This window comes from Stenotrophomonas sp. YJH_SMC_119 (assembly GCF_059368315.1).
This window is the reverse complement of sequence record NZ_JCAFRP010000008.1, coordinates 178,758-203,271: the sequence shown is the minus strand read 5'-3', so window position 1 is coordinate 203,271 and position 24,514 is coordinate 178,758. Positions and strand designations below refer to the sequence as shown.

The 24,514-nt window shown below is 66.9% G+C and carries 17 protein-coding genes; 13 read left to right on the top strand and 4 right to left on the bottom strand.

The genetic code is table 11. The annotated features are described in order from the left end of the window. Window positions 1-572: 572 nt before the first annotated feature. The 3 genes from AC5P6S_RS14220 (at window position 573) to pncB (ending at window position 3,548) form a co-directional block, all read left to right on the top strand. The gene (locus tag AC5P6S_RS14220) at window positions 573-1,424 is read left to right on the top strand and encodes a glycosyltransferase family 2 protein (protein WP_005412209.1); all 852 of its coding nucleotides are present in this window, start codon (window positions 573-575) and stop codon (window positions 1,422-1,424) included. Then, window positions 1,421-2,260: a glycosyltransferase family 2 protein gene (locus AC5P6S_RS14215; protein WP_049417530.1), complete on the top strand. Its 840-nt coding sequence runs from the start codon at window positions 1,421-1,423 to the stop codon at window positions 2,258-2,260. The genes AC5P6S_RS14220 and AC5P6S_RS14215 overlap by 4 nt, the downstream gene beginning before the upstream one ends. Window positions 2,261-2,369: 109 nt before the next feature. Continuing rightward, window positions 2,370-3,548, top strand: a complete 1,179-nt coding sequence (pncB, locus tag AC5P6S_RS14210) for a nicotinate phosphoribosyltransferase (RefSeq protein WP_005412211.1) — start codon at window positions 2,370-2,372, stop codon at window positions 3,546-3,548. A gap of 10 nt (window positions 3,549-3,558) precedes the next feature. Here pncB and AC5P6S_RS14205 read toward each other — a convergent pair whose 3' ends face one another. Then, window positions 3,559-3,924 carry a hypothetical protein gene (locus AC5P6S_RS14205; protein ID WP_044569511.1) on the bottom strand — a complete coding sequence of 122 codons (366 nt, stop codon included), beginning with the start codon at window positions 3,922-3,924 and terminating at the stop codon, window positions 3,559-3,561. Between the two features lie 459 nt (window positions 3,925-4,383). On the opposite strand from AC5P6S_RS14205, the gene AC5P6S_RS14200 reads away from it, so the two are divergent. The 8 genes from AC5P6S_RS14200 to AC5P6S_RS14165 all read left to right on the top strand — a co-directional run bounded on the left by AC5P6S_RS14200 (window position 4,384) and on the right by AC5P6S_RS14165 (window position 18,039). Next, window positions 4,384-4,923, top strand: a complete 540-nt coding sequence (locus AC5P6S_RS14200) for a fimbrial protein (protein ID WP_005408038.1) — start codon at window positions 4,384-4,386, stop codon at window positions 4,921-4,923. A gap of 85 nt (window positions 4,924-5,008) precedes the next feature. Next, window positions 5,009-5,737: a fimbrial biogenesis chaperone gene (locus tag AC5P6S_RS14195; RefSeq protein ID WP_005408039.1), complete on the top strand. Its 729-nt coding sequence runs from the start codon at window positions 5,009-5,011 to the stop codon at window positions 5,735-5,737. 92 nt (window positions 5,738-5,829) lie between these two features. Then, a complete protein-coding gene (locus tag AC5P6S_RS14190) occupies window positions 5,830-8,394 on the top strand; it encodes a fimbria/pilus outer membrane usher protein (RefSeq protein ID WP_005412212.1) in 2,565 nt (854 codons plus the stop codon). Next, window positions 8,385-9,419 (top strand): fimbrial protein, encoded by a 1,035-nt coding sequence (locus AC5P6S_RS14185; protein ID WP_005408041.1) that lies wholly within the window; start codon window positions 8,385-8,387, stop codon window positions 9,417-9,419. Before AC5P6S_RS14190 ends, AC5P6S_RS14185 begins: the two co-directional genes overlap by 10 nt. A 267-nt stretch (window positions 9,420-9,686) precedes the next feature. Continuing rightward, on the top strand, window positions 9,687-10,871 hold the full coding sequence (gene wecB, locus AC5P6S_RS14180; RefSeq protein ID WP_005408042.1) for a non-hydrolyzing UDP-N-acetylglucosamine 2-epimerase: 1,185 nt from the start codon (window positions 9,687-9,689) through the stop codon (window positions 10,869-10,871). Then, complete coding sequence (locus tag AC5P6S_RS14175) at window positions 10,868-13,069, top strand: cellulose biosynthesis cyclic di-GMP-binding regulatory protein BcsB (RefSeq protein WP_100443140.1); 2,202 nt, start codon at window positions 10,868-10,870, stop codon at window positions 13,067-13,069. Before wecB ends, AC5P6S_RS14175 begins: the two co-directional genes overlap by 4 nt. 6 nt (window positions 13,070-13,075) lie before the next feature. Next, window positions 13,076-15,223, top strand: a complete 2,148-nt coding sequence (locus AC5P6S_RS14170) for a glycosyl transferase family protein (protein WP_012479124.1) — start codon at window positions 13,076-13,078, stop codon at window positions 15,221-15,223. Further along, window positions 15,220-18,039, top strand: a complete 2,820-nt coding sequence (locus tag AC5P6S_RS14165; RefSeq protein WP_012479125.1) for an NfrA family protein — start codon at window positions 15,220-15,222, stop codon at window positions 18,037-18,039. The genes AC5P6S_RS14170 and AC5P6S_RS14165 overlap by 4 nt, the downstream gene beginning before the upstream one ends. Here the strand turns inward: AC5P6S_RS14165 and AC5P6S_RS14160 are convergent. The 3 genes from AC5P6S_RS14160 to ettA form a co-directional block, all read right to left on the bottom strand. Beyond that, window positions 18,033-19,037, bottom strand: a complete 1,005-nt coding sequence (locus tag AC5P6S_RS14160; protein WP_495204645.1) for a DUF4434 domain-containing protein — start codon at window positions 19,035-19,037, stop codon at window positions 18,033-18,035. The two genes, AC5P6S_RS14165 and AC5P6S_RS14160, sit on opposite strands and share 7 nt — an antisense overlap. A gap of 139 nt (window positions 19,038-19,176) precedes the next feature. Next, window positions 19,177-20,493 carry an NCS2 family permease gene (locus AC5P6S_RS14155; protein WP_012479127.1) on the bottom strand — a complete coding sequence of 439 codons (1,317 nt, stop codon included), beginning with the start codon at window positions 20,491-20,493 and terminating at the stop codon, window positions 19,177-19,179. Between the two features lie 101 nt (window positions 20,494-20,594). Further along, window positions 20,595-22,259, bottom strand: a complete 1,665-nt coding sequence (gene ettA / locus AC5P6S_RS14150) for an energy-dependent translational throttle protein EttA (protein WP_100443142.1) — start codon at window positions 22,257-22,259, stop codon at window positions 20,595-20,597. A 253-nt stretch (window positions 22,260-22,512) separates the two neighbouring features. Between ettA and AC5P6S_RS14145 the strand changes: the two genes are divergently transcribed. Together AC5P6S_RS14145 and glyA are read left to right on the top strand one after the other, a co-directional pair. Beyond that, a complete protein-coding gene (locus AC5P6S_RS14145) occupies window positions 22,513-22,986 on the top strand; it encodes an RcnB family protein (RefSeq protein WP_033834700.1) in 474 nt (157 codons plus the stop codon). A gap of 186 nt (window positions 22,987-23,172) precedes the next feature. Next, a complete protein-coding gene (gene glyA / locus AC5P6S_RS14140; RefSeq protein ID WP_005408051.1) occupies window positions 23,173-24,426 on the top strand; it encodes a serine hydroxymethyltransferase in 1,254 nt (417 codons plus the stop codon). Window positions 24,427-24,514: the final 88 nt, after the last annotated feature.

Genomic DNA, 24,514 nt, shown 5'->3' with positions numbered 1-24,514 from the left:
GCTCCAGCAACTGTTCGGGCGGATCAAGGGAGATTCCGGCGTGGGCGCCAAGCTACATGGCGATCGTCGAGATCCAGGCTCGTACGGCGGCCCACGCCGGCTCTCGACACCTACGCTGACAGATTTTCATCAGATAAGGCTTGGTCGCCGCATCCATGCGGCTCACACCCCGCAAACCCACAGTGCCCCGCCTTCGACAGTTTCCTGCTGCTGTTGGTAGGTGTCGACCTTGGTCGACACGATCCACGCCATGCGTGGATGCTTTTCGATTCCAATTCGAAATATTCGATTCTGATGGAGATTCATCCACGCATGGCGTGGATCTACTGCAGATCGCGGAGATCTGTTGAAGGCGGGGTGGGTCCGGTTGCGGGGGTGTCCGCGGCATGGATGCCGCGGCCAAGCCTACAGGGACGTATTCACGGCGTCCCCCGCAACCGGACCCACCCCGCCATCCCACGGATAGCCGGCTTCTGCTGTTGCTTCGGCTTCGGCCTCTGCGGGTGCCGGGTGCAACCCGGCCGATACCCTCCCGGTGCTAGGCTGTGGCTAACGACAACCACGGAGGCGGGATGGGGGCGATCGTGTTGTTGCCGCTGTGCGTGGACGATGCCGCGCTCGACCGCTGCCTGGCCGCACTGGATGCCGGCACCGCGCCGGGCACCGCGGTCTGGTTGGCCGACGATGCGCAGACCGGGCCGCGCGCGCAGGCGGTGGTGGAACATTGGTTGGCGCATACGCCACTGCAGGCCGAGTACACCCGCCGCGCGCGGCCGCTGGGCGAGGTGGCCCACCTGGACGAGATGTTGCGCGCCTGCGATGGCATGGACGTGGCGGTGCTGGCACCGGACAGCGTGCCCGCGCCGGGCTGGCTGCAGCAGCTGCAGGACACCTTCGCCCGCGATGCCGCCATCGCCACCGCAACCCCGTGGTGCAATGCTGGCGAAACCGCTGCGTGGCCCAGGCTGGGCGAGATCAATCCCGAACCCCATGATCCGGCCCTGCTGGCGCATACCTGTGCCACATTGCCAACCCTGCACCCCGAGCTGCCGTCCGCAGTCACCCATGCGGTGCTGGTGCGGGGCAACGCGCGTCGACGTGCCGGGGGCCTGGACGTGGACAGCTACGCCGGCTGGAACGCGGCGCTGGTGGACCTGAGCCTGCGCATGGCCGGCCTGGGATGGCGCAACGTGCTGTGCGAGACCGCCTTCGTCAGCCGGGCAGGGGAGGCGGTCAGCCGTGACGGCGATCTTGAAGCGCTGGCTGCGCGCTGGCCGGGCTGGGTGCCAAGGTTGGCGGACTTCCTGATGCACGACCCGCTGCACGGGCTGCGTGCCGACCTGCAGCAGCGCATGCGGCAGGCGATAATGCCGAAGGAACAGGGCGACCTGTTCGTTCCTTCCGCGCCGGAGCCACCCGTTTGAATGTTGCCATCGCCGCCATCGTCGTCACCTACCAGAGCGGCAGCACCATCGATGCCTGTCTCTCGCGCCTGCGCCAGGCGCGGGACGTGGCCGAAATCCGGGTGATCGACAACGGCTCGATGGATGGCACGCTGGATATCGTGCAGCGCCATGCCAGCCACGACCCGCGCGTGCGTTTTGTCGGCAATCCGGACAATCCCGGCTTTGCCGCCGCAAACAACCAGGGGGTGGCCGATTCGCACAGCCCGTGGCTGGCCTTCATCAACCCGGACCTGATGGTCGAGCCCGATACTCTGGCCGAGCTGCGCAGCCGTGCCGAACGGTTGGGGGATTGCCTGCTGGGTGTCGAACAGCTGGACGAGCATGGCCATGCCGACGAGGCCGTGCGCCGTCGTGATCCGGATTTCCTGTTGATGCTGCGTTCGCCCGGCAAAGGCTCGAAGCTGTCGGTCCCGCGCGATCCGCAGCAGGCGCTGCAGCGGGTGCCGGCGTTGTCTGGCGCGCTGCTGCTGATGCCGCGTGCGCTGTTCGACCGCATCGGTGGCTGGGACGCTGGCTATCGCCTGCACGCCGAAGACCTGGACTTGTGCCGGCGCGCACGTGAGGCTGGCGCGGTGGTGGCGATCGCCAACGACCTGCAGGTCACCCATGTGCGCGGTGTCTCCAGCCGCTCACGGCCGTTCTTCGTGGAATGGCACAAGCACCGGGGCCTGTGGCGCTATTTCCGGAAGTTCGAGGCCAGTCAGCGTTCGCTGCCGGTGCGTGCTGCGGTATGGGGCGCGATCTGGGCCCACGCCCTGATGCTGGTGCCGCGCCTGGTGCGCAGGTCGTTGTAGAGCCGGAAGGGCATCCACGCATGGCGTGGATCTACCAATGCCGTTCCGCGGAGAGCCGAGCGTGGCCGCAGCCACCCCGGTTCACCCTGCTGGGCGCATAATCCGCCCCATGCCTATCATCCAGTCCCTGCTCGACACCGACCTGTACAAGTTCACCATGATGCAGGCGGTGCTCCACCAGCACCCCGGTGCCCAGGTGCAGTACCGGTTCAAGTGCCGCACGCCCGGCATCGACCTGGCCCATTACATCGACCAGATCGACGAAGAGATCGACCACCTGTGCAGCCTGCGTTTCAGCGACGCGGAGCTGGATTACATGCGTGGCCTGCGCTTCGTGAAGCCCGACTTCGCCGATTTCCTCGGCCTGTTCCACCTCGACCGCAAGTACATCCAGCTGCGCGCGTCGAAGACCGTGCCCGGCGAGATCGAACTGGACATCACCGGCCCGTGGCTGCACACCATCCTGTTCGAAGTGCCGCTGCTGGCGATCATCAACGAAGTCTGGTTCCGCAACACCACCACGCCTGACTTCGCCGAAGGCGAGCGCCGCCTGCAGGCCAAGGCCGCGCTGCTGCGCGATACCCCCGGTTTCGAACAGTGCCGCATCGCCGACTACGGCAGCCGTCGCCGCTACTCGCGCGACTGGCACGCGCGCCTGCTGCCGCTGCTGCGCGATGCACTGGGCCCGCAGCTGGTCGGCACCAGCAACGTGCACTTCGCCCGCCTGTATGGCATGACCCCGCACGGCACCATGGCCCATGAGTATCTGCAGGCCTTCCAGGCGTTGGGCCCACGCCTGCGTGACTCGCAGGTGGCGGCGCTGGAATCGTGGGCACGCGAGTATCGCGGCGACCTCGGCATCGCGCTGTCCGACGTGGTCGGCCTGGATGCGTTCCTGCGCGACTTCGATATGTACTTCTGCAAGCTGTTCGACGGTGTCCGCCACGATTCGGGCGATCCGTTCGACTGGGGCGACCGCATGCTGGCGCACTTCCAGCAGCGCCGCGTCGATCCGCGCAGCAAGGTGCTGGTGTTCAGCGATGGGCTCGACATCGCCAAGGTCATGCGCCTGTACGACTACTTCCGTGGTCGCTGCCAGGTCGCGTTCGGCGTCGGCACCCACCTGACCAATGATCTGGGTCCGACGCCGCTGAACATCGTGATCAAGATGGTCCGCTGCAACGGCCAGCCGGTGGCCAAGCTCAGCGATTCGCCGGGCAAGAGCATGTGCGACGACCCCGGCTACCTGGCCTACCTGCGCCAGGTCTTCGAGCTGCCGCCGGCGTAAACACGTCGGCTTACAGGTAGTCGACCACCACCAGGTAGGCACCCTGCAGCGGCTGCTGCTTCGAAGCCTGCACGCTGTAGCGCTCGGAGAAGGCGATATCGCCGGCGCGCATCGCGCTGGCCGACACCGACAGCTTCTGCCCCTGGCGCTTGCCGTCGCGCAGCGTCGCGGCCTGGCCATCGGCCAGCGCCGTCACGGCCACCGTCGAGCCCTTGGCCGACGGCGGGCAGGCCGCCAGGCTCAGCTCGCCCTGGGACAGGTTGGTCGTGCAGCCCGGCTCGGCGATACGGCCGCTGAAACGAATGCTGCCGCTGCTGGCCTGGGCCAGCGCACTGACGGACATCAGGGCCACGCACAGCAGAAGGGAGGTTCTCATGACACGTTCTCTGGTTCGGTGTGTCCTAGTTAGCGACAGGTTCGATCCGTCTTTAATAGGACGATTCCGAATCTGCTAGGGCCATCACCAACAAAGAGTGATGCGCATCAAATAAGGTGATTTCCACCTTAAAAAGGCCTGTTTCCGCGCATGCCGAACGCGCCACCAGGTGCGTCATGCAGGGTCGTTTGTGGCCTGATCCGGCTACCGTCAAATCCCTTGCGCTCCCCCAACCTCGATTTCGCCTAACACGTCACATTTGAGGCGTCAATGAATTGGCGTTCAGAAAAATAATGAGACTTTCATCACAGTTGTGCCTATACTTGCGTCACGGATTCAGGGGAAGGTATGTCCGAGTCCGGCCACAGGTGAGACGCAAGGATGGGTCTTGATAGCCCGGCAGTGCTCCTTGCTTCCTCCTCTACTTCTCATCTCTTCAGTAGGGTTAGGTAAAAGCGAATGCACAAGATCAACCTCATTGCCGCTCTGATGCTGGCCGCCGCTCCGCTGGCCGCCAACGCCGCCGACGGCACCATCACCTTCAACGGCAAGGTGACCGACAAGACCTGCACCATCTCGACCCCGGGCGGCAAGGACTTCGCCGTCAACCTGCCGACCGTGTCCAAGAACACTCTGGCCACCGCCGGTGCCGTTGCCGGTCGTACCCCGTTCGCCATCAACCTGACCAAGTGCAGCGCCGGCAACGTCGCGACCTACTTCGAGCCGGGTTCGACCGTCGACTTCAACACCGGCCGCCTGCTGAACCAGGCCTCGGCCAACGCTGCCACCAACGTGCAGCTGCAGCTGCTGGGCTCGAACAACCAGGTCCTGCCGATCAAGGCTGCTGGCGCTGGCCTGGCCCAGACCAACTCGCAGTGGGTCACCGTCGGCACCGACGGCTCGGCCGACCTGAACTACTACGCTGAGTACTACGCCACTGCCGCCGCCACCCCGGGCGACGTCACCAGCAGCGTCAAGTACACGATCATCTACAACTGATCGTAGCCGTACCCGCACTGGCCGGCGTACGCGCCGGCCAGTGCATCGCGGCCCCTGGCCACATACCTCGAGCGTAGTACTTCCGATGAAAGCATTCTTTCCCCGGGCGCTGCTGCTGGCAGCGTTCACGCTGCCCTTCTGCCAGAACGCTCTGGCCGGCGTGGTGGTCAATGGCACGCGAGTGATCTATCCGGCGCAGGCGCGCGAAGTCACCGTGCAGGTCGACAACGTGGGCGATTCGCCGGCGCTGGTGCAGGCCTGGATCGACAGCGGCGACGCCAACCAGACCGCCGATACCAGCGATGCCCCGTTCGTACTGACGCCGCCGATCGCGCGTGTCGAGCCGGGCCGCAGCCAGGCGCTGCGACTGATCTTCTCCGGCGCGCAGTTGCCGACCGACCGCGAGTCGGTGTTCTGGCTCAACGTGCTGGATGTGCCGCCGTCCCCGGACAACGCTGACAGCGGCGAACAGAATTACCTGCAGGTCGCGTTTCGTTCGCGCCTGAAGCTTTTCTACCGGCCGCAGGGCCTGAAGGGCGTCGCCAACGATGCACCGGCAGCGCTGCGCTGGACCCGCAATGGCGACCGCCTGCGGGTGGAAAACCCGAGCCCCTTCCACGTCACTCTGGCCGAAGTACATGCCGTGACCGGCAGCAGTGAAAAGGCCGTCGAGGACAAGGGCGCGATGGTCGCGCCGAAGCAGAGCCTGGAGTTCGCCGCACCGGCGGGCACCGACCAGGTCCGCTTCATCACCATCAACGACTACGGCGGCCGGGTGGAACACACCATCCGCCTCGGCAGCACCGGGGGCTGAACGCGCCGCGCCGGCCCCTGGCCTGCGCATCCCGCCACCGCCGCTGTGCGGCGAATTGAAGGAATGTCAGTGTGATCGGAAACAGATTGACATTGTCGATCCATCAGGCGCTTTGCCTGTTGGTTGCTGGCGTGGCCTGCCCAGGATGGGCGCTGGCTGCTCCGGCCAATCTCGGCGAACAGGCGCTGATGGCGCAGAGTGGTGCGGCCAATGCGCGTGCACCGGAATCGGCCCAGTTCAACTCCAGCTTCCTGTCTGGCCAGGCCAAGCAGGTCGACCTGGCGGCCTTCAGCAACGGCAACCCGATGGTGGCCGGCAACTATCGTGTCGACGTGTACGTCAACGGTGCCTGGCAGGGCCGTCGCGATCTGCAGTTCAAGGCCGATGCGCAGGGCCGTGTCGACGCCTGCCTGCCGCTGCCGATGCTGGAAGAAATGGGCGTGGACAGCGAGGCCGTGCTGCTGCAGCAGGATCCGTCCGTGCCCACCGACAAGACCAGCTGCGTGCCGGTCCAGCAGCGCATGGCCAATGCCTATGGTGTCTATGACAGCGGCAACCTGCGCTACGACCTGAGCATCCCGCAGGTGTTCCTGCGCCGCGAGGCGCGTGGCTACGTCAACCCGGCGCTGTGGGACCGTGGCATCAATGCCGGTTTCGTCGGTTACAGCTTCAATGCCATCGACAGCGACAGCCGCGTCGAAGGTGGCCAGCGCAACCGCAGTGCCTACCTCGGCCTCAACGCCGGCATGAACCTGGGTGGCTGGCAGTTCCGCCACGATTCGAACCTGACCTGGTCCGAGGGCGACGGCCGCCATTGGCAGAGCATCGCCACCTATGCGCAGCGCGGCATTCCGCAGGTGCGCGGCATGCTCACCATCGGTGAGGCCTACACCACCGGTGAACTGTTCGATTCGATCGGTTACCGCGGTGCCAGCCTGGCCAGCGACGACCGCATGCTGCCCGATTCGCTGCGCGGTTACGCGCCGGTCGTGCGCGGCATCGCCGAGACCAACGCGCGCATCGAAGTGCGCCAGAACGAGCAGCTGATCTACTCCTCCACCGTGTCGCCGGGCAGCTTCGTCATCGACGACCTGTACCCGACCGGTTACGGCGGTGATCTGGAAGTGAGCGTGATCGAGGCCGATGGCCGCCGCCGCGAATTCAAGGTGCCGTTCGGTTCGGTGCCGCAGATGCTGCGCGAAGGCGTGTCGCGTTACTCGCTGACGGCCGGCCAGGTGCGCAACAAGCTGCTGGCCGATGAGCCGTGGCTGGTGCAGGGCACCTACCAGCGCGGTATCGGCAACCAGCTGACCCTGTACGGTGGCAGTGCACTGAGCGATGGCTACCTGTCGCTGCTGTACGGCGTCGGTCTGTCCACGCCGGTCGGCGCATTCGCTGCCGACGTCACCCATGCGCGTACCTCGTTCGATCACTACGGCAACCACACCGGTGCCAGCGTGCGCTTGAGCTACAGCAACATGATCGGCGAGACCGGGACCAACCTGACCCTGGCCGCCTACCGCTATTCGACCGAAGGCTTCTACAGCCTGCAGGACGCGCTGTACGGCCGTGATTCGGACAAGCGCGGCATCGATCCGACCACCCGTGGCCGCCAGCGCAGCCAGTTCCAGGTAACGCTGAACCAGCCGCTGGGCCGTCGCGGTGGCGCGCTGTACGTGACCGGTTCGGTGCGTGACTTCTACGACCGTTCCGGCACCTCCAAGCAGTACCAGGTGGGCTACAACAATGCCTGGCGTTCGGTGAACTACGGCTTCTCGGCGCTGCGCACCGAAGAGGGCGTGCTGGGCCGTTCCGACACCCAGTACCTGTTGTCGATGAGCGTGCCGCTGGGCCGTGGTTCCCACCCGGTGTCGTTCAGCGCCGATCTCGGCGTGCGCGACCGCGGTGGCTACGACAACAGCCGCGTCGGCATCACCGGTTCGGCCGGTGTCGACAACAACTTCAGCTACGGCGTGGCCCTGTCCGATTCCCGCGAAGGTGGCACCACCGCGGTCGGCAACGCCGAGTACCGCAGCCGCTACTCCGCGTTGAACGCGACCTACAGCCACTCGCGCGATTTCCGCCAGGCTTCGGTCGGTGCCAACGGCAGCGTGGTCGTGCATCCGGGCGGCTTCACCTTCACCCCGCAGCGTGGCGACACCATGGTGCTGGTGGAAGCGCCGGGCGCACGCGATGCGATCGTCAGCAACGCCCCGGGCCTGCGCGTCGATGGCCGCGGCTACGCGGTGGTCCCGTACGTGTCGCCGTACCGCCTCAATACCGTCACCCTCGACCCGCAGGGCATGGCCCACGACGTCGAGCTGGAAAGCACCAGCCAGTCGATCGCGCCGTTCGCCGGTGCCATCAGCTACCTGCGCTTCGATACCCGCAAGGGCAACGCGCTGCTGATCCAGGTGCGCAACCCGGATGGCCGCACCATGCCGTTCGGTGCGCAGGTCAAGGATGAGCAGGGCCAGCCGGTGGGCATGGTCAGCCAGGGTGGCCGCCTGTACGTGCGCAGTGAAAAGAACCAGGGCCGCCTGCTGGTGGAGTGGGGCGCCGGCGCCGACCAGCGCTGCACCGTCGATTACCAGGTTCCGGCGGGCGCCGATGCGTCCAAGACCGGCTTCATCCCGCTGGAGGCAGCATGCCGATGATCTCTTCCCGTGGCCGCAAGGCGCTGAGTGCGGTGGCCATATTGGCTGGTATTGCCGTGGCCAGCCCGGCGTTGGCGACCTGCTACATCACCCAACAGGGCTTTGTCGCGCAGGACGTGCAGATGGACATGGGGCAGATCGTAATCCTGCCCAGTCTGCCCGTCGGTGGTGTGATCAAGGAGCTGATCGTGCCTATCAACCAGCGCGACAGCATCGGTTACTGCGATCGCTGGGGCGGTAGTGCCAATGGCCGTTTCGTCAACGCCGCGCAGCAGAACGCGGTCCCGGGTTTCAGCAACGTCTATGCCACCGATGTAGCCGGGGTGGGCATTCGTGTCTATCGTGATTCGGGCACCATCCAGACTTACTACCCGCATACCCTGCAATTGGGGGGCAGCCGGACGTTGACCCTCAACGGTGGCCGCTTCCGGGTGGAGCTGATCAAGACCGCCGCGCAGACGGGCTCGGGCATCATCGCGCCTAACGGCCGCTTCACCACCTATTATCTCGACGGCGACGGCCCTGGCCGTCCGGAACTGACCTCGACCTTCAAGGGCTCGGGCACCACCGTGGTCAGCCCGACCTGTGAAGTGCAGGCCGGCAGCCGCAATATCGCCGTCGATTTCGGCAGCGTGCCCAACACTACCTTCACCGGTGTCGGTTCCAAGGCCGTTGACCGCGATTTCGAGATCCGCCTGAACTGCCAGGGCAGCAATGTCGCGCAGTACCAGAGCAAGATCGGCATCCGCCTCGATGCCGATCAGGACAGCTCGAACATGCCGGGCGTGCTGAAGCTCAGTGCGGCCACCAACAGCGCCACCCGCATCGGCATCCAGATGGTCCAGCGCGATGGCACCACCGAGCGCGAAGTGCGCTTCGGCCAGACCGTCAATGTCGGTACCACCACCCCCGGCACCAGCACGATGACCTTGCCGCTGCGCGCCCGCTATGTGCAGACCCAGGCCGGCACGGTCGGTGCCGGTGTCGCGAACGGCCAGGCCACCTTCACCATCCAGTACGAGTAAGGCGGCCCCAGGCCGCAGCCACTGCTGCGTTCCACCGCAACGTCGCCCGTGACACGGGCGGCGTTGACTGCGTCTTGATCTTCCAACGATGAAGATCAATGCCACGACGCGCGTACCATCATTCGAATGTGATGTACGTCGCGATTTTGGAGTTTCCTCATGAGGTGACCGTCTCCTGCCTGCGGGTATTGGACGGGAACGCCGAAAGGATCCAGACGTGGCTACAGCTCCTGGCATTTCCCCGCACCGGCTGTCCGGAGCGCTGCGGTGAAGGTCCTGTCGGTGTTTGGCACGCGACCGGAAGCGATCAAGATGGGGCCGCTGGTGCGGGCCCTGGCCGAGGCTGCGGACATCGAATCGGTGGTCTGCATCACCGGCCAGCACCGGGCGATGCTGGACCAGGTGATGTCGCTGTTCGAGATCACCGCCGACCATGACCTGGATGTCATGGTGCCCAACCAGACCCTCAATGGCCTGTGTTCCAGGCTGTTCGAACGGCTTGACGCGCTCTACACGCAGGTCCGTCCCGACCGGGTGCTGGTGCACGGTGATACCACCACGGCGATGACCGCGGCGCTGGCCGCGTTCCACCACCGCATTCCGATCGGTCATGTCGAGGCCGGACTGCGCACCGGTGACATCAACCGGCCGTGGCCGGAGGAAATGAACCGGCGGGTGATCGATGTGGTCGGCGACCAGTTGTACGCGCCCACGCCCAGCTCGCGCGCCAACCTGGCCGGTGAACACCTGGGCGGGCAGATCCTGGTCACCGGCAACACCGTCATCGATGCCCTGCAGCAGACCGTAGAGCGCCTGGATGCCGACCCGGCGCTGCGTGCGCGGGCTGACGAACCCTTCCACATGCTTGACCCCGATCGTCGCCTGCTGCTGGTCACCGGCCACCGCCGCGAGAGCTTCGGGCAGGGCTTCGAGGACATCTGCCGTGCGCTGGCTGAACTGGCACGGCGGCCGGACCTGCAGGTGCTGTACCCGGTGCATCTGAACCCGAACGTGCAGGGCCCGGTGAACGCCCACCTCGGCCATCTCGACAACGTGCACCTGGTGCCGCCGCAGGACTACCTGCGCTTCGTGCGGCTGATGCAGCGCGCCGACGTCATCCTCACCGACTCCGGTGGCGTGCAGGAAGAGGCACCGGCGCTGGCCAAACCGGTACTGGTCATGCGCGACGTCACCGAACGCCCGGAGGCGGTCGAGGCCGGTGTGGTGACGCTGGTCGGCACCGCGCCCTCGCGCATTGTCGAAGCTGTCAATGCGGCACTGGCACAACCACCGCACCCGACCCGCTTCGATCCCCACGCCAGCCCCTACGGCGATGGCCGTGCCAGCGCGCGCATCGTCGCCGCCCTGCGTGGCACGCCGCTTCCCGAATTCTCGCCCGGCCTCCGCAGCAGCGGCGCCGTCCACCCCCACCCACGCGAAGTGACGCCATGACCCAGACCGGCCGCTCTCCCCTGTTTGCATCCGCCGCCGCGTTCGTCCTGTCGGGCGTGGTTGGCAGTGCCCATGCCGCCGACAGCGTCGCCGGCCAGTTCGCCGAGTGGAGCGGCGACAGCACGGTCAGCCGGCAGATGACCCTGCGCGAACTCGGTTTCCGCCAACCGCTGGTGCTCAGCGGGCAGGAGAGCCAGCGCGAGATCTACCTGCCGGTGCCGGCCGGTGTCGCCACCCGCGATGCGCAGCTGCAGCTGGACGGGCGCTACGTGCGCGGCCATGCCGGGCGCACGTCCGGCCTGTGGTCGGTCGATGGCGATCCGATCGCCGCACGCTCGATCACCGATGCACAGGGTGACGCCAGCCAGCTGCTGGCCATCGATGGCGAACCCCGCCAGAACGGCTTCGTTCGGGTCGGCGTCGGCTGGTGGTCGATCGTGTCCGACTACCAATGTGCCGACCAGAGCGCGCCGGCCAACGTGCTGCGGCTGTCGCCGGACTCGCGCTTCAGCTACCGCTTCGACGGCCGCGCCGTGGACACCGTGGCCAAGGCCTGGGGCGCGCTGCCCCCGCAGGTGCGCCTGCTGGTGGACGGCAAGGCGCTGCAGGCCCCCATCTATGACGCGGCCTGGCGCATTGGCGCGGCCCTGCAGGCCGGTGGCAAGCAGGTGCAGGTGGTGGCACTGCCCAAGGTCGGTGACAGCCTCGACCTGACCGGCATCAGCATCCCGGCCAGCCTGCAGGGGGTGCCCGCTTATGCCGCGTTGGCCGCAGGCGAGCGCGCGCATGCGATCAAGGATCTGGCCGAAGTGGGGGCACTGCTGTCGCTGCGTGACAGTGGGCCGCTGGCTGCCGATGTGATGATCGGCAGCGACGCATTGCGCGCTGGCGTGCGCACGGCACTGGATGCGCTGGCCGCACAGGTTGCCACCGCTGGCGCTGACGCGGGCACGGCGTTCGCCGCGTGGCGCGGTACCGACATGGGCGGCCTGGAAAAGCCCGCGGCCACCGCCTCGGTCAGCGTGGTGGCCGTTGCCGGCCGTCCGACGCTGGTGGTCGATCCGCCGGCGGCGGGCAAGGTCGCCGGGTTGTTCGCCGAACAGTGGCGCAGCTATGCACTGGGCCGAAGCCTGCAGGTCAGCGCAGCGGGCACGCCGAAGCTGGACGGTGACCAGGTGCTGCTGAGTCGACTCGGCAACATCGCCGGCACGGTGGATGTCGTGACCCGCGCGGACCGCAGCGCCAGCTTCGACCTCGGCGCGTTGTCGGCCGATGGGCGCCTGCCCGAGGAGGTGGTGATCGACGTCTCGGCGGCCCCCAATGCGGCCGGGCAGGGCGCGGTGGCCACGATCCATTTCAACGATTACCTGCTGGGCGGCAAGGTGCTGTCGGCCAACGGCCAGCCGCAGCGGCTGGTGGCCAAGGTGCCGGCCTACGCGCTGTCGGCACGCAACGAGATCCGCGTCAGCTTCCTGCGCCAGCCGGCACGCCCCTATTGCCACGATCCGGCCACCGCGTATCCGGTCTCGATCCTGCCCAGCAGCCACCTGACCCTGGCCAAGCGTTCGCTGGGCAGTGACTTCGTCGGTGCCAGCAGCCAGCTGTCACGCGGCAACCAGATGTTCGTGCCCGCTACGTGGCTGCAGGACGCGCCGGCATCGCTGCGCAAGGTGATCGCGGTGGCCAGTGCAGTGGGCGCGTCACCGGAGGCGTCGGAGCTGAAGGTGGTCGATGCCGGTGCGGCGGTCAGCCCGGGTGCGCCGTGGCTGGCTTTCGGTGTGGCGCCGTCGGGTGTCGATGTGGCCGGCCTGAAGGACGGCCACCTGCTGATCGGCGGGAAGCCTCAGCCGCTGCTGGATGTCAGCGGCCTGGATCGCGCCGCGGTGGTGCAGGTCGGCACCTCCGGCGGCCAGCTTGGCGTGCTGTACAGCGATCTGGGTGCACAGGCACCGTCGTTCGGCGCACCGTTCCGGCTGCTGCGCGGTGATCTGGCGGTGCTCGACGGCAGCGATGCCGTGCGCGAGTTCGATCGCCAGGATCCTTACGGGGGCCGAGTTGCCCAGGATGGCAATCCACAATCGAAGTGGGAACGGCACATGGTCTGGTTGCTGCTGCTGGTCGGCGTGATCGTGTTCGCGCTGCTGGCCGCCCGCGTCACCCAGGTGCGCCGCCGCAAGTCCGCCAACACAGGGCACTGATCCACCGTGGACGGTCTGTTCTGGAACATCCAGCTGGCCAACTACTACGCCGTCCTGGAATCCACGGCGGCGGCGGTGGCCGTGCTGATCCTGATCTCCAGCCTCGATGATCTGTTCATCGACGTCTGGTACTGGGTGCGCGAGAGTTGGCGCGCGCTCACCATCAAGCGCCGCGAAGCGTACCGGCCGCTGACCCAGGAAGACCTGATGCAGCGGCCGCAACAGCCGCTGGCAATCATGGTGCCGGCGTGGATGGAGTACGACGTCATCGCGCAGATGGTGGAGAACATGATCAACGTGCTCGACTACCGCGAGTACGTCGTGTTCGTCGGCACCTATCCCAACGACCAGCAGACCATCGATGAAGTCGAGCGCATGCGCCGCCGCTACAAGCGCCTGCGCCGCGTTGAAGTGCCGCACGACGGGCCGACCAGCAAGGCCGACTGCCTGAACTGGCTGATCCTGGCGATCTTCGATTACGAAAAGCGCCACGACATCGAATTCGCCGGCGTGATCCTGCACGACAGCGAGGACGTGCTGCACCCGATGGAACTGCGCTTCTACAACTACCTGCTGCCGCGCAAGGACATGATCCAGCTGCCGGTCACCTCACTGGACCGCGAGTGGTACGAACTGGTGGCCGGGGTCTACATGGACGAATTCGCCGAATGGCACGCCAAGGATCTGGTGGTGCGCGAGAGCGTGTCCGGCATGGTGCCGTCGGCCGGTGTTGGTACCTGTTTCTCGCGGCGCGCGCTGCTGGCATTGAGCGCGCAGACCGACAACCAGCCTTTCAACACCGACAGCCTCACCGAGGATTACGACGTCGGTGCGAGGCTGGCAGCCATGGGCATGCAGTCGATCTTCGCCCGCTTTCCGGTGCAGTTCCGCGTGCGCCGCCCATCCTGGTTCGGCTGGGGGCCGGTGCGCGAGCGCACCCAGCAGATGGCGCTGTGCGTGCGCGAGTACTTCCCCGACAACTTCCGCGCGTCGTACCGGCAGAAGGCGCGCTGGGTGCTGGGCATCGGCCTGCAGAGCTGGGAGTCGCTGGGCTGGCGCGGATCGCTGGCCACCAAGTACCTGCTGGCGCGCGACCGAAAGGGCATCATCACCTCGTTCGTCAGCATCATCGCCTACATCATCTTCCTGCAACTGCTGCTGTTCTGGCTGTTGAAGATGACCGGGCTGTGGACGATGCAGTTTCCCAGCGTGTTCCAGGCCGGTACCTGGCAGATGAATGTCGCGCTGCTGACCACCGCAGCGCTGGCGACCCGGGTCGTGCAGCGCTTCTACTTCGTCAACCGGTTGTACGGCTGGGAGCACGCGCTGATGTCGATCCCGCGCATGGTGGTCGGCAACATGATCAATTTCATGGCCACCGCCCGTGCCTGGAAGGTGTTCCTGGCCTACCTGCTGTTCGGCAAGCGCATGGTCTGGGACAAGACCATGCACGACTTCCCCGATGCGGCGCAGCTGGTGCAGACCCGCAAGCAGCTCGGTGAGCTGTTGACCACCTGGCAGGCGGTGGAACCCGAACGCCTGCAGCAGGCGCTGGAGCAGCAGCAGGCAGGCCGCCAGCAACCGCTGGGCCGCATCCTGCTCACCCAGGGCTGGTTGGATGATGAAACGCTGGCCGAGGCCATCGCCTTCCAGGGTGACCTGCCACGCGCGGTGATCGACGTGGACTACCTGCGCGCCTGCCAGTTCCCGATCAGTGCCGATGCCTGCGTGCAATGGCGCATGCTGCCGCTGCCGCCGCGCCAGGAAGGCACCCTGCGGCTGGCCGTGGCCAGCCCGCTGCCCGAAGACGCGTTGGCCCTGCTGAAGCAGGAGACGCGCAGCAACCACATTGAACAGAGCATCGCCCGCGAAAGCGAGATCAACGCCGGCCTGCGGCTGATCGGTGGCGACCGGCAATGGCAGCTGGACACCGTGCCCCTGCTGGGCGATCTGCTGGTGGAAATGCGCCTGATCGATCACGCACGCTTCGAGATCGCACTGGACGACTACATGCCGCAGCGCGACGGCCGCATCGGCGACTACCTGGTCAAGCAGGGCATCACCACTGAAGAGGCCGTGGCCCAGGCCATGCAGGAGCAGCGCCGGCGTGCGGCCACGCTGCAGTCACCGCCGCCCGGAGCCTTGCCGGCATGAAGACCACGCTGCTGTCCACTGTCATCACCGTGGCATTGGCCACGGCCGCCGCGCCGGTGCTGGCACAGACCGATGCACCACTGCCATTGTCCGGTGCCGCCTACCGCATCGCCGAGCAGGCGTTTGCCGCCTATGAACGTGGCGATTACCCCGCGGCCTACCGGCAGTCCAGCGAAGCAATCCGGTTGCGCCCGGACGTGGTGCGGCTGCGCCTGCTGCAGATCTATGCGCTGCAGAAACTGGGGCGGGGTGCCGAGGCGCAGCAGCAGGCACGTCGTGCACTGGATGCGGGGTTGAAGGATCCGGCCTTGCCGGCGCTGGCCGCTGCGCCCAGGACGAGGAGAGGTGCGGCGCGTACCGGAGCGGTACCGCGTGCACCCGCGACGGTGACCGACCGCAATAGCCGGCAGGCCTATATGCTGGCAACCGAAGCCTATGCGGCCTACGACGCCGGCCAGATGGGCGTCGCCGCCAGCAAGGCCGAGCAGGCGTTCCGGCAGCAGCCGCAACAGGGCGCATGGGCGCTGCTGTGGGTGGCGGCGCTGGAGGCACAGCAACAGCCCGGACAGGCCGACGCCGCCATCGGTACCGCGCTGCAGCTGGGCGCACCGAATGTCGAGGAGTTGCGCGCGCGGCGCGTGGCACTGGGCCGCCAACGCGCGCTGCTGCTGGCCCAGCAGGCCTATCAATCGCTGTCTGCAGGCGAGAATGCCGCCGCCATTGAGCAGGCGCACGCTGCCGTGGAGCTGGCCCCCGACGTTGCTTCATACCGGTTGCTGCTGATCACCGCGCAGCTGCAGGGCGATCAACTGGCCGACGCCGAGCACAGTGCTGATGCGGCATTGCAGGTGGATGCCAACGACCTCAATGCACGGGTGATGCGCGGCTACCTGCGCCAGCGCCAGGGCAATACCGTGCTCGCCAATGAGGACTTCGACACCGCGCTCGCTGCGCCGGGGTCAGCAACGCAGCAGCGCAACGTGCGCCTGCTGGCGGTGGATGCGGCGCTGGCCGCAGGCGATCGGGTGCGCGCAGCTGCACTGCTGGCACCGTTGCAGGCGGCGGTACCGGCAGGTGAAGGCGATGCACGGTCACAGCAGCTTTTGCAGCAGGGCATCGAGCAACGCAGCCGGGCGATCCGCTCCAGTCGCGAGCTTCCCCGCATCGGTGCCGAAGCGTACCTGGCACCAGTCCAGCACTGCCAGTCCGTTGACAGCGGCAGCCTCTGCGAGCTGATGCCGGCCGACCTGCAGGGCGATGGTGGTGCCGCACAGCGTGCCTACGCTGCCTATGCGCGCCAGGATTACGCCGATGCCATCGGTGAGGCACGGCAGGCCGTGCAACTCGCGCCGGACGACGCGAACCTGCAAGGCCTGCTGACCACCACGCTGGCGGCGGGCAACCGTGCCCAGCAGGACGAAGCGCGGCAGCGCCTGGATGCGGCACTGGCACAGCGCCCTGATGACGCGGGGGCGCTGATGCAGCGCGGCTACCTCAACCAGAAGGCCCATGAGCCGGCGCGCGCACTGGCCGACTTCCGGGCCGCCGAGGCCACCGGCAAGGCACCGAAAAGCGTAGTGCTCGACCAGGCCTACGCCAGCGCAGCCAACGGTGACCATCCACAGGCGGTGACGCTGCTGCGTAGCGCCATTGATCGCGCCGATGCCGGTGAGCTGCCACTGGATGAACGCCAACGCTACAACGTGCGCAATGCCATCGCCAATTACTCGCGCGAGTGGGGCGTGATCGCCTCGGCGGGTTTCCGTGGTGCGCGCCAGGCGGCGACCAATGTCGGCGGTGCAGCGATCAGCACGCCGGGCGATTCGGTGTTCAGCACGCTGGAGGCGTTCTGGCGGCCCCCGGCCTTCAACGACCAGCATGGCACGCTGGAACTCTACGCACGCCTGCTCAACACGCTGTACGACGAGGGCGGCACTTACGAATCGATCCGCGCGGTGGACCCGTGCACCGGCGAATCAACGCCGGATGCGCGCGCACGCGCCGAGCGCCTCAGCCATTCGCGTTCCACCACCGGCTGGCCGTCCACCATCGCTTCGTTCGGCATGCGCTACGCCTTCGGCCAGACCGGCCTGAGCGCCGGCCTCGAGCGCCGCCAGTTCCTCGGCAGCGCAACCCGCCAGGGCGAGGTCTACCCCGCATCGGCGGCCGTGCAGTGCCGCCTGCAGCTGGCCCGGAACCCGCCACTGGAAGCCAGCACGCTGGCCCGCTACCGCTTGGCCAGCGATTCCGGTGGCTGGATGTCCTACCTGACCTATGGCTATTACCACGGCATCGATCTGCGCACCGACGTCAACCAGTGGTGGATGGTCAGCGGCTACGCGCAGGGCGGCTATACCTGGGATGACAACAGCGCGCACTTCACCCTCGATGCACTCGATGCCAATGGCACGCCGGTGCGTCGAATCGGCGATGCCAACGGCCGCCTGCATCGCGAACAGTGGTTCGCTGCCGGTGAACTACGCGCCGGGCGCAGCTTCCGCTTTGGTGCCGGGCAGACTCATTGGGTGGTCACGCCGTATGTGGTGGTGGGGGCGGACTGGCTGGACCAGCGCTCGCGGGTGCACGACATCCGTTACCCGCTGTTCCCGGCGCAGTCGTTCGCGCTCAACGATACGCAGCGCAGCTGGTCATTCGGCGCAGGGCCAGGCGTGGGCGTGCGCTACTGGTTCCGCGAGGACCACTACAACACGCCGCGTTCCTACCTGGACCTGACCGTGCAGTACCGCTTCGCGATCGGCGGTGGTGATACGCAGCGTGCCAAGGGCCTGTTCGCCACCGCCATCCTCTACTACTGAGGCAGGCCCCAACGTCGTCGCAGCGCCGCGGCCTGCGGCGTGTCCTGGGTCAGCCACGGCTCCAGCGCATAGACCAGCACGTGCTGCGCACCGCTGTCGCGTGCCCACGCCAGCTGCCGCTGGATGCGCGCGGCATCGGCGGTTTCGCCCTTGAACCCGCTGCCATCAGCGGGACCGCCGGGCAGCTCGCGGAACAACTCAACGATCGCATCGAAACCGATGCCGTGTGCGTGGAAATGATCGAGCAGCGGTTGCAGCTGCTGCACGTTGCCAGCGCCGGCAACGCCCACGCCGTCCTGCACCATCGGCCGCAGCGTGGCCTGTGCCAGCACCGCCTGCCACAGCATGACCAGGTTGCCGTCGGTCTGCAGGCGGCTGAAGTAGCAGGAAATCGCACAGTCGCCGCCGCGCGCGCTGGCGGCCTGCACCAGCCGGTGCAGCCATTGCGCCAGCCACTGCTGGCGGGCCGGGTCAGCCCAGTGGTACTGCTCCAGTTCGTAGGGCAGGTACCAGCCCTCGAAGGCCGGCTGCTGCGCCCAGGGGGCCTGTGCCAACCAGTTGCGTGCATGCGCGAGGCTGTCGGCCAGGAACGCCTGCAGCGTGGCATCGTCGGCCCCGATCGCCTGCCACCAGCGTTGCTGGAAGGGCAGGCCGACGCGGATGCGGATGTCGTTCTCGCTGGCCGCGGTGAACAGCTGCTGCAGGCTGCCGTCGGGCAGCGACCAGTCGCCGTCGCTGCCACCGACGATGCCAGTCCACTGCAGCACCAGCTGACGGCAGCCCAACGTACGCGCAAGCTTCAAGGATCGCTGCCAGTCGGCCAGGCCCCACTGCAGGTGGCTGCGCCACGGCTGCAGGAAGGTGCCATCCACCTGCACCGGCAGCGAGCAGCCGGGCAGGGTGGCGAGCATGCTGGCCAACGGCGCCAGCACCGCCGCGCGCAGCAGCCGGCGGCGCAACGGCGAAGACGGATCCGCGGGAAGGTCGGGCCGAACCATGCCTGCATCATCCCAGAGCGCCGTGCGTGGCGGGTGAACCCCGCGCCTGGTAGTGCCGGCCGCTGGCCGGCATCGCGCCCAAGGTGGCAGGTGAATCACCATGTGGTAGTGCCGGCCGCTGGCCGGCATCGCCTACCGCTTATTCCAACGCGTAGCGCAGGGTGAACAGCACCGCCACCAGCCACACCGCCGGATGGACTTCGCGCCAGCGCCCGGTACCCGCCTTCAGCGCGGCATAGGCGATGAAGCCGAACGCCAGGCCGTTGGCAATCGAGTAGGTGAACGGCATCGCCAGCGCACACAGCGCGGCTGGCACCGATTCGGTCAGGTCGCTCCAGTCCACTTCCACCAGCTCACGCAGCATCAGGCCAGCCACGAACAACAGGGCCGGCGCGGTGGCATAGCTGGGCACCATCGCTGCCAACGGCGAGAACAGCAGCGCCGCCAGAAACAGCGCCGACACCACCAGTGCGGTCAGGCCGGTGCGGCCGCCCACCTGCACGCCGGAGGCGCTTTCGGCAAAGGCCGTGGTGCTGCTGGTGCCGAGCATCGAGCCCGCCACGATCGCGGTGCTGTCGGCCAGCAGCGCGCGGCCGAAACGCTTCTGCGCACCCGGCAGCTTCAGCAGGCCGGCGCGACCGACCACGCCGTACAGCGTGCCGGTGGCATCGAACACTTCCACCAGCACAAACACCAGCACCACCTGCAGCAGCACTGCGATGGGTGCGCCGCCGTCATGGTGCAGCAGGCCCGGCAGGTCCAGCTGCAGGAAGGTGGGTGACAGGCTCGGCGGCAGCGAGACCAGGCCCTGGTATTGCACGTCGCCCAACGCCCAGCCAGCGCCGGTCACGGCCAGGATGCCGATCAGGATCGCACCGCGGATGCGGCGCGCTTCCAGCACCGCGATCAGCAGGAAGCCGGCCAGTGCCAGCAGCGGGGGCGCCGTGTTCAACGGGCCCAGCGCCACCAGTGTGTCTTCATTGCCGACGATCACGCCGGACTTCTGCAGCGCGATGATCGCCAGGAACAGGCCGATGCCGGCCACGATGGCCGAGCGCAGCGATGAGGGAATACCCGATACCAGCCACGCGCGTACTCCTGTCAGCGACAGCACCAGGAACACCAGGCCTGAGATGAACACCGCACCCAGTGCCTGCTGCCACGGCAGGCCGGCGGCGCCGACCACGGTGAAGGCGAAGAACGCGTTCAGGCCCATGCCCGGCGCCATGCCGACCGGGAAGTTGGCGGCCAGCGCCATCACTGCCGAACCCAGTGCGGCGGCCAGGCAGGTGGCCACGAACACCGCACCCGCATCCATGCCGGTGGTGCCGAGGATCTCGGGGTTCACGAAGACGATGTAGGACATCGTCAGGAAGGTGGTGACACCGGCCAGCAGCTCGGTACGCACGGTGGTGCCGTGCTGCTGCAGCTGGAACAGGCGCTCGAACAGGGACATGGGGGCGCTCATGGGTAGATGCCGGCCGCTGGCCGGCATGCATGGTCGGTACACATTGCAAAAAGGAGAAAGGCCGCGCGAGCGCGGCCTTTCCGGTTGCCTTACTTCAGCGCCTTGAAGCGCAGGCGCTTCGGCGCGGCGTCGTCGCCCATGCGGCGGCGCTTGTCTTCTTCGTACTCGCGGTAGTTGCCCTGGAAGAACTCCACGTGCGAGTCGCCTTCGAACGCCAGGATGTGGGTCGCGATGCGATCCAGGAACCAGCGGTCGTGCGAAATGACGAAGGTGTTGCCCGGGAACTCCAGCAGCGCATCTTCCAGCGCACGCAGGGTTTCGATGTCCAGGTCGTTGGACGGTTCGTCGAGCAGCAGCACGTTGCCACCCTGCAGCAGGGTCTTGGCCATGTGCAGGCGGCCACGCTCACCACCGGACAGCGAACCGACCATCTTCTGCTGGTCCTGGCCCTTGAAGTTGAAGCGGCCGATGTAGGCGCGCGACTGGATCTCGATGCCGTTGATGTTGAGGATGTCCAGGCCGCCGGCGATTTCCTGGAAGACGTTGTGGTTGCCTTCCAGCGCGTCGCGGCTCTGGTCCACGTAGGACAGCTTCACGGTCGGGCCGACCACGATCTCGCCGGTATCCGGCTTTTCCTGGCCGGTGATCATCTTGAACAGGGTCGACTTACCGGCACCGTTCGGGCCGATGATGCCGACGATGGCACCGGCCGGCACCAGGAAGCTCAGGTTGTCGAACAGCAGGCGGTCGCCGAACTTCTTGGAGACGTTCTTGAACTCCATCACCGCATTGCCCAGGCGCTCGCCCGGCGGGATGAAGATTTCGTTGGTCTCGTTGCGCTTCTGGTAATCGACCGACTGCAGCTCTTCCAGGCGGGCCAGACGGGCCTTGCCCTTGGTGCGGCCGCCCTTGGCGTTCTGGCGCGACCACTCCAGTTCCTTCTGGATCGCCTTCTGGCGAGCCTTTTCCTGGTTGTCTTCCTGCTTCAGGCGCTCGTCCTTCTGGGTCAGCCAGTCGGTGTAGTTGCCCTTCCACGGAATGCCGCGGCCGCGGTCCAGTTCCAGGATCCACTCGGCGGCGTTGTCCAGGAAGTAGCGATCGTGGGTAACGGCCACCACGGTGCCGGTGTAGCGCGCCAGGAACTGCTCCAGCCATTCCACCGACTCGGCGTCGAGGTGGTTGGTCGGTTCGTCGAGCAGCAGCATGTCCGGCTTCTGCAGCAGCAGGCGGCACAGGGCCACGCGGCGCTTTTCACCACCTGACAGCTTGCCGACGATGGCCTCCCACGGCGGCAGGCGCAGCGCGTCGGCGGCCACGTCCAGCTGGTTTTCCAGCGTGTGTGCGTCGCCAGCGGCCAGGATCGCCTCCAGGCGCTCCTGTTCCTTGGCCAGCGCGTCGAAGTCGGCACCTTCCTCGGCGTAGGCGGCGTACACCGCTTCCAGCGCGGCCTGGGCCTGCAGCACTTCGCCCACGCCTTCCTCGACCGCTTCACGCACGGTCTTGGTCGGGTCCAGCTCCGGTTCCTGCGCCAGGTAGCCGACCTTGATGCCGGGCTGCGGGCGGGCTTCGCCCTCGAAATCGGTATCCACGCCGGCCATGATCTTCAGCACGGTGGACTTGCCGGCGCCGTTCAGGCCCAGCAGGCCGATCTTCGCGCCCGGGAAGAAGGACAGCGAGATGTCCTTGATGATCTGCCGCTTGGGCGGGACCACCTTGGACACGCGGTTCATGGTGTAGATGTATTGCGAGGACATGCGGTCTCCGTAGGCGCGGCCCTGCGCCCGACCCGTCACGGGAACATCCCGTTGCGGCAGCGGGCACAGACTGAAATGGAATACCACCAATTATAGCCGGAACCGGTTCCGGGCCGCTCCCGGGAGGCGCCGCCGGGCTGGCTATCGCCTGAATACTCGGTCACAGTCCTGCAGCGGGAAGCGTTTCCAGCCGGAAACGGTTCAGATCGGTTGCGCAATATGGGTTCACCACCCACCCAAGCAGAGGTCTGACATGCGCATCAATCGAGTAATGGCCAGTGCCGTGGCCTCTGTGCTGGCACTGGGCGCCGTGGCCCCGGCCTTCGCCGACAACGACCATCGCCGCGACCACGACCGCCGTGAATGGCGGGAGGATCGCCGTGAGTGGCGCCAGGACCGCCGTGACTGGGAGCGCGACCGCCGCGAGGCCCGGCGCGACTGGGAGCGCGACCGCCGCGACTGGCACCGCGACCATGACCGCTACTACCGTCCGGCACCGCCGCGGGTGGTCTATCGCCCTGCCTATGGCCCCGGCTACGGCTGGAAGGTCGGCCACCGCTACCGCGACTACTACCGTGGCCCGATCTACGTGGTGAACGACTACCCGCGCTACAACCTGCGCCGCCCGCCGTACGGCCACCAGTGGATCCGCGATGATCGCGGCAACATGCTGCTGGTCGCCATCGCGACCGGTGTGATCGCCCAGTACGTACTCAGCAGCCGCTGAGATCGCGGCCGGGGTCGGACCCCTTTCCATCGGAAAGGGCTCTGACCCCACAACATCCCTCGAAACCATACGGGGCCGGATTCCTTCGGGAATGCCGGCCCCGTCCGTTTCGGCCCCAGCGGGCCAGTGCGGGGCTACAATCGAGGGCTGAGCCGTACCCCTTTTCCCTGCCTGCTGGAGTACCCGATGTTCCCGCGTGACGTCCGCATCGAATCCTACGATCCCGAACTGGCCAAGGCCATCGCCGCTGAAACCCAGCGCCAGGAAGACCACGTCGAGCTGATCGCCAGCGAGAACTACACCAGCCCGGCGGTGATGGAAGCCCAGGGCAGCCAGCTGACCAACAAGTACGCCGAAGGCTACCCGGGCAAGCGCTACTACGGCGGCTGCGAATACGTGGACATCGCCGAGCAGCTGGCGATCGACCGCCTGAAGCAGCTGTTCGGTGCGGACTATGCCAACGTGCAGCCGCACAGCGGTTCGCAGGCCAACCAGGCCGTGTACTTCGCGCTGCTGCAGCCGGGCGACACCATCCTTGGCATGAGCCTGGCCCACGGCGGCCACCTCACCCACGGTGCCAAGGTGAATGCCTCGGGCAAGCTGTTCAACGCCGTGCAGTACGGCGTGAACGACCAGGGCCTGATCGATTACGACGAAGTCGAGCGCCTGGCCCTGGAGCACAAGCCGAAGATGGTCGTGGCTGGTTTCTCGGCCTACTCGCAGGTGATCGACTGGGCGCGCTTCCGTGCCATCGCCGACAAGGTCGGTGCCTACCTGTTCGTGGACATGGCGCACGTCGCCGGCCTGGTCGCCGCCGGCGTCTACCCGAGCCCGCTGGAACATGCTCACGTGGTCACCTCGACCACCCACAAGACCCTGCGCGGCCCGCGTGGCGGCATCATCGTCGCCAAGGGCGCCGACGAAGACCTGGTCAAGAAGCTGCAGTCGATCGTGTTCCCGGGCATCCAGGGTGGTCCGCTGATGCACGTCATCGCCGGCAAGGCCGTGGCCTTCAAGGAAGCGCTGGAACCGGGCTTCAAGGCCTACCAGCAGCAGGTGGTGAAGAACGCCCAGGCGATGGCCAATACGCTGATCGAGCGTGGCTACAAGATCGTTTCCGGCGGCACCCAGAACCACCTGATGCTGGTCGACATGATCGGCAAGGACGTGTCCGGCAAGGACGCGGAAGCGGCGCTGGGCAAGGCCCACATCACCGTCAACAAGAACTCGGTGCCGAACGACCCGCGTTCGCCGTTCGTGACCTCGGGCCTGCGCCTGGGCACCCCGGCGGTGACCACCCGTGGCTACGTCGAACAGGACTGCGTGGACCTGGCCAACTGGATCGCCGACGTGCTCGACGCGCCGAACGATGACGCCGTCATTGCCCGCGTGCGCGATGCCGTCAGCGCGCAGTGCCGCAAGTACCCGGTCTACGGCTGATCAGGGCCGGGGTCAGAGCCCTTTCCTGGCGGAAAGGGATCCGACCCCGCCTTCCGGATCGACGCAGGGCTCGGATCCCTTCCCGCAG